The sequence below is a fragment of the Prauserella salsuginis genome (assembly GCF_024648885.1).
GTDB lineage: Bacteria > Actinomycetota > Actinomycetes > Mycobacteriales > Pseudonocardiaceae > Prauserella > Prauserella salsuginis.
In genome coordinates, this window is record NZ_JANBBF010000009.1 from 735,847 (window position 1) to 746,958 (window position 11,112).

9 protein-coding genes are annotated in these 11,112 nt (G+C 70.4%); 6 read left to right on the forward strand and 3 right to left on the reverse strand.

The window, feature by feature from the left end:
• Window position 1: 1 nt before the first annotated feature.
• From LY40_RS10190 to LY40_RS10200, 3 genes are read right to left on the reverse strand one after another with little or no spacing between them, the layout of a single operon-like run.
• On the reverse strand, window positions 2-1,132 hold the full coding sequence (locus LY40_RS10190; protein WP_258936630.1) for a hypothetical protein: 1,131 nt from the start codon (window positions 1,130-1,132) through the stop codon (window positions 2-4).
• Entirely contained in the window at window positions 1,129-2,190 is a 1,062-nt protein-coding gene (locus tag LY40_RS10195; RefSeq protein ID WP_258936631.1) for a peptidogalycan biosysnthesis protein, read from the reverse strand. Before LY40_RS10195 ends, LY40_RS10190 begins: the two co-directional genes overlap by 4 nt.
• On the reverse strand, window positions 2,187-2,972 hold the full coding sequence (locus LY40_RS10200) for a hypothetical protein (RefSeq protein WP_258936632.1): 786 nt from the start codon (window positions 2,970-2,972) through the stop codon (window positions 2,187-2,189). Before LY40_RS10200 ends, LY40_RS10195 begins: the two co-directional genes overlap by 4 nt.
• 338 nt (window positions 2,973-3,310) lie before the next feature.
• Here LY40_RS10200 and LY40_RS10205 point away from each other — a divergent pair, with 338 nt between their 5' ends.
• The 6 genes from LY40_RS10205 (at window position 3,311) to LY40_RS10230 (ending at window position 11,097) form a co-directional block, all read left to right on the forward strand.
• Window positions 3,311-4,246, forward strand: coding sequence for a glycosyltransferase family 2 protein (locus LY40_RS10205; protein ID WP_258936633.1), 936 nt, complete (start codon window positions 3,311-3,313; stop codon window positions 4,244-4,246).
• Window positions 4,243-5,460 (forward strand): ATP-grasp domain-containing protein, encoded by a 1,218-nt coding sequence (locus LY40_RS10210; protein WP_258936634.1) that lies wholly within the window; start codon window positions 4,243-4,245, stop codon window positions 5,458-5,460. Before LY40_RS10205 ends, LY40_RS10210 begins: the two co-directional genes overlap by 4 nt.
• A complete protein-coding gene (locus tag LY40_RS10215; RefSeq protein ID WP_258936635.1) occupies window positions 5,457-6,755 on the forward strand; it encodes a hypothetical protein in 1,299 nt (432 codons plus the stop codon). The genes LY40_RS10210 and LY40_RS10215 overlap by 4 nt, the downstream gene beginning before the upstream one ends.
• Window positions 6,756-6,772: 17 nt before the next feature.
• Window positions 6,773-8,590: a carbamoyltransferase family protein gene (locus tag LY40_RS10220; RefSeq protein WP_258936636.1), complete on the forward strand. Its 1,818-nt coding sequence runs from the start codon at window positions 6,773-6,775 to the stop codon at window positions 8,588-8,590.
• Window positions 8,587-9,321 carry a hypothetical protein gene (locus tag LY40_RS10225; protein ID WP_372497753.1) on the forward strand — a complete coding sequence of 245 codons (735 nt, stop codon included), beginning with the start codon at window positions 8,587-8,589 and terminating at the stop codon, window positions 9,319-9,321. The genes LY40_RS10220 and LY40_RS10225 overlap by 4 nt, the downstream gene beginning before the upstream one ends.
• A gap of 243 nt (window positions 9,322-9,564) precedes the next feature.
• The gene (locus LY40_RS10230) at window positions 9,565-11,097 is read left to right on the forward strand and encodes an amidase (RefSeq protein WP_183783805.1); all 1,533 of its coding nucleotides are present in this window, start codon (window positions 9,565-9,567) and stop codon (window positions 11,095-11,097) included.
• Window positions 11,098-11,112 lie beyond the last annotated feature (15 nt).

Consider the following 11,112-nt stretch of genomic DNA (forward strand, 5'->3'; position numbering starts at 1 on the left):
GTCACGCTCCCGGTACGTGCTGGCGTGGACGGGTGCTGCCGGGTCGCCGGCGCCAGGCCGCTGCCGACCAGCGGTCGCCGAGCAGGGGCCGTGGCGCCGCGACGGTGTGCAGTTCGCGGGTATCGTGGAAGCCGAGGGCGGCCTTCTCGTCCAGCATCGCCCTGCCCGCGGTCAGCTCGGTCGTTCCCCGTTCGATCGCCTTGGCCACGGCCTGGGCGTAGGCGTGCAGGTAGAGCCCCGGCTGGCCGCCGTCCTGTCGGGACAGCGCCGCCCAGTGATGGAAAGCGGCCGTGGCCCGGTCGTTGATCATCGTGTTGAACCCGAGCAGCCGGCCCGCCGCCGTGCGGTAGGTGCGCGTGAGCACGTTCGATCTGCGCAGCAGCGCATCCAGGTAGGCGGGGGACACGGGACTGCGGGTGTCCATGTGCAGGCCTGCGAACCGCGAACGCTGCCCGCCCGACCACGCACGGGCGTCCTGGCGCGCCCGGTGGGCGTTGAGGAGCGCGGCGAGCTCGGTCGCGTCCAGGTCGTCGCGGCCGGCCCCGACGTCGGTACGCACGTCGGGGTCGGCGTCGATCTCGTCGATGGTGGCGCGCACGTCGTCGGCGAGGCTCGCGCGCCACGCGTCGAACGTCTCCGGTGGGCGGAGCCCGGCCGCCGGGTCGATCTCTCTGCGCGGCCGGCCCGGTCCGGACATCGCATCGGCCAGCTCGGCGGTCATGGCCCGGTACAGCACTCCGAGCAGGCCCGGGCCGACCCACCGCACCAGTGCGCGTTCGAACTCGCGGACCGCGGCCGGCGCGTCGGCGTCCGGATGGAAGGCAGCGGCCGGGTAGCCGCTGTGCAGAGGAAGGTAGACCTCGGCCCAGCGCGGCCGCCACCGGACCGGCCGCCGAGTGACCGGGGGTCCGAAACGGCCGGTGCGCCAGCTGCGGCACACCATGACCTGAAGGCCTCCGACCACCAGCCCGTGGTCGCGCACCACGGCCAGCACGGGCGGGTTGCGGGCGGTCCACGCCTCGAGCCGCAGCAGCGGATAACGCCAGACGGGATGCAGACCGTGGGAGCCCACGAAGCCCGCCCAGCCGGACGGTTCCGGGTCGACACGGGGGTCGAGGATCTCGACGTTCACCGCCCCATCACCGGCCTCGGCGCGATGACCCCGTGGACGTCCTGGGGGGCGAACCCCATCGACGTCTTGACGTCGAGCTTGCCCCGGCCCGACGAGATTCGCGGCCTGCGGTGCGCGATGCACCAGCGCACGGCGCGGACGTAGGCATCGAAGTACAGCCCCTGTCTGCCCTCGTCCTCGCGAGGCAGCGCCGCCCAGTGCTGTTTGACGACGACGTCGCGGTGGTCGAGCAGGATGTTGAGCGCGAGCAGCCTGCCGTCGGTGTCGTGATACGTGAGTGTGTGCACGTCGGATCTGCGCACGAACGCCTCCACATACGGTGCCGCGACGGGTGAGCGCGTGTCGCCGGCCTGCGCGGCGAACCGGGCGCGATGGTCGTTGAGTAGATCCGCCACGGCGGCTGCGTCGATGTCGGTCCGGCCGGGGCCACCGCGGATGAGCAGCGTCCGGTCGGATTCGGCCCGCCGGTGCTGTCTGCGCAGACCGGCGCGCCGGCTCTTGCTCAGCGATGCGAGCCACTCGTCGACGTCGGCGAAGGTGTTGTCGAGTACGGCGGAGGAATCCGTGCGCCGGTGGATGCGGCCGTGGCCGTCGAGCTCGGGGAGCAGCTCCGGGCCGACCCCGCGGTAGAACACCCCGACCAGGCCGGGCCCGAGGTGCCGTGCGAGGGCGCGCTCCGCCGCGCGTACGGCCGCGTGCAACCGGTGTCCCTGGATCTCGGGCCGCCACACGATTCCGGGCAGTCCGCTGAGCCACGGCTGGCTGACTTCCACCCACATCGGACCGCGACGGGGCCGACGGGGCGCGTAGCGGGGTGTGCGCGTCGGCCGGCAGACCAGCGCCGACAGTGCCGCCACGATGCCGTCGGCGTCGTGCACGGTGACCAGCAGCGGCGGATTGCGCGCCAGCCAGCCCTCGATGCGCAGCAGATCCGGATCCCACACGGCGTGCGGACGTGCGGTGCCGATGAACTCGGACCACCCGACGGGAGCAGGGTCGACGCGTGGGTCGCAGATGCGCGCGGCGGCGACAGCGGTGCGCGCGGACGCAGCCGTCATGTCTCGATCACGGGAGAGCCGTGCTTCGGGCAGGCGTGCACCTCGCCCGGCACCCCGCCGCCGATGAGTACGTCGACCAGGCGTGGCGAAGTGCGGTCGAGGACGGTGAAGGCGAGCCCGCCCGCGGTCTCACGCACGTAGACGTGCCAATGGTCGACGTGCAGACGGCCGCACTCCCGTAGGACGCCGAGATAGCCGAGCAACGGATCGTGGAGCAGCCCGAACGGCCCCGTGCCCGGGCGGTCGATGCGGTGGTGAGGGACGCGATCGGGCGGTGGCAGCTGCGCAGGCAGGGCCGCGGTCAGTGCGTCGAGGTCTTTGCCCTCGCCGACGGTCAGTACGCGCTCACCACGCCGCAGCGTGTCGACGACCTCTCTGATTACCGGCTCGTCCCCTGCGGCTGTGGCGGCGTCGGGGTGCAGGACGCATCCGCGGGAACCGCGAGGCAGTCCCGTCGGCGGGCGGGTGACGTCGGAGTCCACGATGACGACCAGCCGGTGGGAGGGCCGGTGGGTGGCGCGGGTCAGCAGCCCGGCGAGGCCGCGTGCCGGATCCGGTTCGGTCGATCCGCCCGCGAGCGGAGCGGTGTCGACCAGTCGGCGGTGCACCCCGTCGGCGGGCAGCGCCCCGCCGTTGCTTCCGGTTTTGCCCGGAACGAGGACCGGATCCGTGCGGCCGTGTAGCGCCCAGGTCTCGCGGTACAGCGGCACGGTCGCGAAGGCCGAGGAGACGGCCCGCAGATAGGCGGCCCGCCACAACCGGAAGGCCAGCGAATTCCACATGGCTGAGCAGTGTGCCACCGCAGTAACCGGATTCGTGCAGGGAATTCCGTGATTGCGCCGAAAGGTCGCCCATGCCCTCATTTCGACCTCGGCTGAACGGCTCAATCCGGACTTTCCTCCTTGCTGCCGCCGTTTTGTCGGATATAACTCTCGAATCGTTCCTGCTGGGGGCAGAGACTACTGACGAGTAGAAACGCGAGGACATTCATGCCGTGTTCGCCGAGATGGATTCGCTTACGGGAATCCGCTCCGGTTCTGGTGCGTGAGCTGTGACAGGGCCGAGTGGGGATCGCGCCAGTATATCGAGTATCACAGTTGTGGTTCCGTGTTATAACGAAGTGGACAATATAACGGCATCATACGAGGAAATCGTCGAAGAGCTCGGCGATATCGAGCTCGAAGTCATCTATGTCGACGACGGAAGCTCGGACGGATCGCTGGATATCATTCGCGGAATCGCGGAACAAGACCCGCGAGTCGGTTTCATTTCCTTCACGCGGAACTTCGGTTTCGAGGCGGCTTTTTCGGCCGGATATCGATACGCCGCACAGCCGTGGGTGCTGCACATCGACGCCGACCAGCAGTTCCCCGCCGCCGAGGCGCGGGTGCTGATCGACGAGGCGCAGCAGGGCTATGACGCCGTCTTCGGGGTCCGGACCAACCGGCAGGACCCGCTGCTGCGGCGATGGGGCACCGCCGTGTTCCACTATCTGGCCCAGCGCGTCCTGCGCGTCGAGATACCGCGTGGTGCGACCGCGTTCCGGCTGGTCCGCACGGACCTCGCACGTCGCGTCGTCGACCTCGAGCTCGGCACTCCGTACTTCATGGCGACCGTGCCGCGGCTCACCGGCCGGTACACGACGGTGGCCGTCGGCCATCGCGCGCGGGAGCGCGGTGAGTCGAAGGTGGGGTTCCGTTTCCTCGCCTCGCACGCGGTGGAACTGTTCGTCGGGTTCACCCGCAGGCTTCCCGGCGTCGCGGCAGGTCTCGCGCTGGGGACCGCGGCGTTGTGCGGCCTGCTGGCCGTCGGTGCGGCCGCCGGAGTGGTCGGTGGTGCCGCGGTGCCGGCCGCGGTGTTCGTGGTCCTCGCCGTGATCACGGCCGTGCTGTCGGTGGGGATTCGCTACCTCGTCACCGTCGGATCCGGAGGGCCGCGGCCGCGACAGTTCTACATCCGGGAGACGTCGCTGTGCGACCGAGTCGATCCGGCCGACCTGCTCCTCGACGAACGGCAGGCTGCGCCGCAGCCCCGGCGTGCGGAGGTGGCCTCGTGAAGACTCTGGTGGTGCTCGGCGGCGCCGACGGTTCGGTCAGCGTGTACCAACGGGCGCGCGGGCTGGGATACCGGACGATCTGCGTCGACATCCGGCCGAGCGCGCCGGGGGTGCTCCACGCCGACGAGTTCGTCCAGCTGAGCGTGCGCGCCCCGGAGCGGATCGCGAGCGCGCTGGCCGGACGCGACGACATCGTCGGTGTGCTGTGCCCGGCCAGCGATGTCGGACTGCCGGCCCTGGCCTGGCTCACCCGGCACTGGAACCTCCCCGCCTCGCTGCCGGACCTGGCGATGCGCGCTTCGGTCGACAAATCGGTGTTTCGTGAGCTGTGCGCCGAACTGGATCTGCCGGGGTATCGGGCCGTCAGTGGCACACCGGACGACGACCTCGTCAAGCGCGCCCGTGAACTGCGATTCCCCGCGCTGGTCAAGCCCGTCGACTCGTCGGGGAGCAGGGGAGTGGTGGCGTGCGCCGGACCGGGATTCCTGCGATCGGCGTTCGCCGAATCGGTGGCGTTCTCGCCGGAGGGCAAGCTCGTCGTGGAGGAGTACGTGACGGGGATGCACCTCACCGTCGAGGTTCTCATGCGGCAGGGCAGCGTGGCCTTCCACGCCGTCACCGAACGGACGATCACGCCGCCGCCGTACTTCGTCACCACCTCGCACCTCGTTCCGGCCGAACTTCCGTCCGGAGTGGACGCCGAGCTGGTGGGCATGCTCGAAGCGGTCTGCGAGCGGATCGACTACCCGGACGGTCCGCTGACACTCGACGCGGTGCTGGGCCGTGACGGCAGGCTGTATCTGGTCGAGATGGGTGCGCGCATGGGAGGGAACGGCCTCGCCGAGCTCATCGAGTCGTGCTACGGCGTGGACGTCATGGCGGCGACCATGGCGACGGCGATGGGTGACGAGCCGGTGCTCGCTTCCCGGGAACCGGTGCCCACGATGGTGCAGGTCTTCGGGGCGGACCGGGCCGGCAGACTCGCCGAGGTCTGTGGCATCGAGGAGGTCCGCTCGCATCCGGCCGTGGTCGATCTGCGGCTGTTCGCCGACGAGGGAACGTTCGTGCGTGCCTACGAACAGGCCGGCTACAAACTCGGCTACGCGGTTCTCCAAGCGCCCACAATGGATGATCTGCGTGCCGCGGCAGAGGCGGTGCGCGGCGCACTGAAGTTCCGCCTCGACGACGTGACGCAGGCGGTGCCGCAGCCGTGACCGGCGCTGCGGTGAGCGCGGCCCCCCGCCGGTCGATGATGCTGCGGCTGCTCCTCGGCCGGGGCTCGTTCCGTGCCAGCGTGCAGGTGATGCAGGTGGCGCTGGCCGTCGTGTGGGGAACCGTCGCCTACGGCCCGTTCGCCAACGCCCTCGGCGCGTGCGCGTGGCTGGTCTTCCTGCCCAATGCGGCCGAGAAGAGCGCACTGAGGCTGGCTCCGCGGGTGAGGGCGACGCGGGCGACGGTGGCGGCGCTGGCCGTTCGGTTCGCGGCCGCGCCGGTGCTGGCGTTCGCGACCGGCCTGATCGTGACCGTCGTCGTGGCACCGGAATCGGCCCTGCTGCCGTACCTGGCCGCAGCCTGCTGGCACACGTGTTCCGGCATGCTGATGACGGTGGCCGGACTCCACCGGCTCAGGGGAAGGGCCGCGCTCGACGCCTGGGCGTTCACCGCGGGCGCGGTGCTGGTGCTGGCCGTGACGCTGTCGACCTGGCTGGCCGAGTGGTCCCCGCGCACCGTGCTGCTGGTGCTGCCCGCGGGACTGGCCGCCGTCGCGCTGGTCGCCGTCGGTCTACTGCCCCGGGACTGGCGACGGCCGGAACCGCTGCGGCGGCGCCGGTTCGTGCTCGCCTACGGGCGCACCACCTGGCTCCTCGGTGTGCCCGAGTTGCTGGACGCCCTCACCGTGGCGGTGGTGTTCTTCGTGCTCGCCGCCGTGGGCCGGGTGTCCGACAGCGGGCCGTTCTACCTCGCGATGCTCGCGGCGGGGGCGTTCTGCTCGATCGTGCGATACCAGTTCCGGATCCACCAGCCGGGCGTATCGCTCCGCCAGCGGGGAGCCGGCGCGGTGGTGGCGCGGGCGAAGGCCATGGCGATCCTGCGAGCGGTCGTCGTGGGCGGGGCGGCGTTCGCCGTGCTGTTCAGTGCCGCCCTGCTGGTGCCCACATCGCGCGACGCGCTGCTCGCCGACACGGGGATCGCGATGTGGGCGGCACTCGGCGTGCTCACCGCCGTCGAGATCGTCACCGCGATCGCCGTGATGTACGGAATCTTCCTGATCGAGAACACCGGGGGCCCGCTGCTGGGGGTGAGCCTCAGGGGAGCGCTGTGCCGGCTCCTCGCGACGACGGTGGGTGCGCTGTGCCTGGTGCCGCCCCTCGGCGCCGCGGGTGGGTTCGCCGCAGTCGTGTTCGCGTTGTCGGCCGAGGCGGCGGCGCTGCACCACATGGTGCGACGACGTCCATCCGGTCCGCCTGCCGGACGGCCCGCACGGTCCGGCCTGTCATCCACCACGTAACACCACGGAGCGAGAACATGTACGTACTGGGTATCAGCAGGGTTCACGACTCGGCGGCGGCGTTGGTCCACGACGGCACGATCGTCGCCTTCGCCGAGGAGGAGCGGTTCACCCGCGTCAAGCACGACGGGGGCCTGCCCGCGAACGCGATCCGGTTCTGCCTCGACCAGGCCGGTATCACGCTCGCCGAGGTGGATCACGTCGCCTACTACTGGCAGCGGTGGCGGGAGGCGATCCACGCCGCGAAGGTGTTCGCGCGGTACTTCCCCGGCACGCTGGACGTCTTCCGCAATCCGGACGGTGCGTCGGGCGGCCGGGCCGCCGGGCTGTTGAAGACACTCCGCAGCGGCGGAGGCAAGGGCGTCGACGACTACCACGTCGGCGGTGCGTTGCTCGCGCACATCAAACGCACCTACACCCTCGGGCGAGACATCAAGGAGGCCGTCGGCCACTCCGGGCCGACGAACTTCACAGTGCACCTGGTCGACCACCATCGTGCACACGCGGGCAGTGCGTACTACATCTGTCCCTGGGACGAATCGGCGGTGCTGACGCTCGACGGCATCGGCAGCGACGGCGCCTCGACGCTGTTGGCGCACGGCAGGGGCGACACGATCACCGAGCTGCGGCGGATCAAGTTCCCGCATTCGCTGGGTGCGATGTACGCGGGCGTCACCGGATATCTCGGCTTCTACCCGACCCGGGACGAAGGCAAGGTCATGGGCCTGGCCCCGCTCGGCCGCGACACGTATGTCGAGGCGTTCCGCGACCTGGTGCACCTCGACCCGGACGGCGGGTTCGAACTCGACCTGAGTTGGTTCGAGCACCACCGCACCGGCAAACACGTGATGTCGCAGAAGTTCCACGACCTGTTCGGCCCAGCCCGGCCGAAGACACGGGTCACGGCCGAGAACCCGGTGCCGCAGCACTACTGCGACATCGCCTACGCGTTGCAGGTGACGCTCGAGGAGGCCGGTCTGCACCTCGCCAGGTGGCTGCAGGCTGAAACGGGGTCGACGAGACTGAGCGTGGCCGGTGGGGTGGCGCTCAACAGCGTGATGAACGGGCGGATCCTGCTGGAGACCCCGTTCGAGGACTTCTTCGCACAGCCTGCCGCGGCCGACGACGGGTGCGCCGTCGGTGCGGCCCTCGACGTCAGCGTGGGGACCTACCACCGCCCGCGCCCCCGGAGCGGCTTCACCTACACCGGCCCCGAGTACACCGAGACGGACATGGAGCTGGCGCTCAAGGACGCGGGACTGGACTACGAACGCCACGACGACATCGCGGCTCACTCCGCCCAGCGGATCGCCGACGGTCTGATCATCGGCTGGTTTCAGGGCCGGATGGAGTGTGGTCCGCGTGCACTCGGCAATCGCTCGCTGGTGGCCGACCCGCGCGATCCCGAGTCGAAGACCCGGATGAACGAGAAGGTCAAGCATCGCGAGGCGTTCCGGCCGTTCGCACCGTCCTGTCTCGCCGAACGTGCGGGGGAGTTCTTCGCCAGCGGTTATCCGTCGCCGGTGATGCTGCTGGTGTTCGACGTGCTGGAGCACCAGCGTGAGGTGGTGCCGGCGATCACCCACGTCGACGGCACCGCCCGGGTGCAGACGGTGTCGGAGGAGGACAATCCCCTCTACTACCGCATGATCCAGCACTTCGAGCGGCTGACCGGTGTCCCGATGGTCGTCAACACCTCGTTCAACGACAACGAGGAACCGATCGTCATGACGCCGGCCGACGCCGTGGCGTGCTACCTCAAGACCGATGTGGACGCACTCGCGCTCGGCCCGTTCTGGGTCGAGAAGCCGCGCTTGGAGGACGACGACGCATGACCGCGACGATGCCGGGAGCGGATGCCGCGGCCGGGAGGCCGGGTGGCGACCAGGGCACGGGCTGGGTGGCCGCGCTGTATCGCGCGCGCGGGTGGCTGTGGGTGGTGCCCACGGTTCCCGCGGCGGTACTGGCGCTGCTGATCATGGTGGTGCTGCCGCCCGACCAGACGCTGGACAACGTGGCGGAATGGGCGTTCAAACTGAGCCCGTTCGCGTTCGCCGTAGTGGCTGTAGCCCTGTTGCCGAAATGGCGCGCCGCCCCGGGACTGCTGTTGCTCGGCGTGATCGGGTACATGGCCTACATCGACACCGAGATGGTCATGCGCATCCAGGAGTTCGGGCGCAACGCCGAGCAGGACGGCTCCTTCGAACCGGTGTACCAGTTCGAGCTGTTCATCACGACCTTCATCGTGCTGTTCATGCTGCTGGCCTACCGGCTGGGCGGGGCCAGAACCGCGAACGTGCTCAAGACCGGTGTGGCGGCGATCCTGGTCGTGGTGTCGGGGCTCAACGACCTGACGTTCTGGGCGCTCAACGACGTGTGGGCGGCGGGATCGCGGCCGTCGGAACTGCCGTGGGCCTCGCACATCATCGTGTTCACCGGCGTGCCGAGCGTCGCCACTGCGGTCGTGTTCATGGTCGTCCACGTCGTGCTGGCCGCCGTCGTCATCGCGCTTCCGGTGGGCCGCTGGGTCGACCGGGCGCTGGGAGTCGAACCGGCGCGCGGCTGACGATCCGCCCTGCTGCCGGCCTCCTCGCCGGCCTGCTCACCGGCGAGCAGTGGCGGCGAGCGGCGGCGGTGAGTGGGCGGCGCGGGAGTCCGATGCTCTTGTTCGCCGCGTTGCTCCAGGTCGCGGAGCCGCTTAAGGTCGTGGACGTTCGCACATCCCGACCGGCCTGCCAGGCCGCCGTCCGCGATCCGCCCCGGCCTCGTGGTGCCGGGTCGCTTCCGCGGCGAAAGGACGGTGTTGTCGATGTCCCCGTTGCCTCCGCCCGACCGGTCCCGGTTGGCGTCGCTCGACGAGCATTTCCGGTTCGGACTGTCCGAGGCCGAACTCGACGAGTTCGGCCCGGCAGTGGCCGGCACCCTCGAACATCCGGAGGCCGTCGAGGAACTGTACCGGCGCACTGCGCCGGCTCCGAAACAGCGGCAGTGGTCCTATCCGGAGGACAACCCGTGGGGCGCCTGGCACGTGACGACGTCCGTCAGGGAGTCGGAGCAGGGGCCGCTCGCCGGACGGACCGTGGCGATCAAGGACAACGTCGCCGTGTCCGGGGTGCCGATGATGAACGGTTCGCGCGCCGTCGAGGGCTTCGTCCCGATTCGCGACGCAACGGTCGTCACCCGGCTGCTCGCTGCGGGCGCGACGATCGCGGGCAAGTCGGTGTGCGAGGACCTGTGCTTCTCCGGCGGGAGTTTCACCTCGAAACCGGGACCGGTGCGCAACCCGTGGGACGGGACACGCAACGCGGGCGGCTCCTCCAGCGGGAGCGCCGCGCTCGTCGCCGGCGGCGAAGTGGACCTCGCGCTCGGCGGGGACCAGGGCGGTTCGGTGCGTATGCCGAGCGCTTTCTGCGGGATCGTCGGGCACAAGCCCACCCACGGGCTCGTGCCCTACACCGGTGCGTTCCCGATCGAGCGGACGATCGACCACCTGGGCCCCATGACCCGCACCGTCGAGGACGCGGCCCGCATGCTGACCGTGCTCGCCGGCGTGGACGGGGCCGATCCGCGCCAGCCCACGGAGATCTCCGCCGTCGACTACGTGTCGGCGCTCGGCCGGTCCGCGGCGGGCATGCGTGTGGGTGTCGTGACGCAGGGCTTCGACACCCCGGTGTCCGACCCCGCCGTGGACCAGGCGGTCCGCGCAGGTGTGGACGTGTTGCGCGCGGCGGGGCTGGAGACCGAGGACGTGTCGATCCCGTGGCACGTCGACGTGATGCACGCCTGGAACGTGATCGCCACCGAAGGCGCCGCGTACCAGATGCTCGACGGCAACGCCTTCGGCATGAACGTCGAGGACTTCTACGATCCCGAGCTCATCGCGCACTACGGCAGGAACCGGCTGGAACACGGCGCCGAACTGTCCAAGACGGTCAAACTCGTCGGCCTGTCCGGGCGCTACACGTTCGAGGAAGGCGGTGGCCGGTACTACGCGATGGCGCGTCACCTGGCGCACCAGGCGCGGGCCGCTTACGACGCCGCGTTGACCCGCTGCGACGTCCTCGTCATGCCGACCGTGCCCTACCCCGCGCGCCCGCTGCCCGCCGCCGACGTCCCGCTGGGGCAGTACCTGGACACCGCGCTGTCGATGATCGGCAACACCGCGCCGTTCAACACGACCGGCCACCCGGCGTGCAGCGTGCCCACCGCACCGGTGGACGGCCTGCCCACGGGAATGATGATCGTCGGCAGGCACTTCGAGGACGCGGCGGTGCTGCGGGTGGCACGGACGTTCGAACAGGCCGTCGGCGGCTTCCCGGCCCCGCCTGCCGGCGACAGGTGACCGGTGACCGGCCGG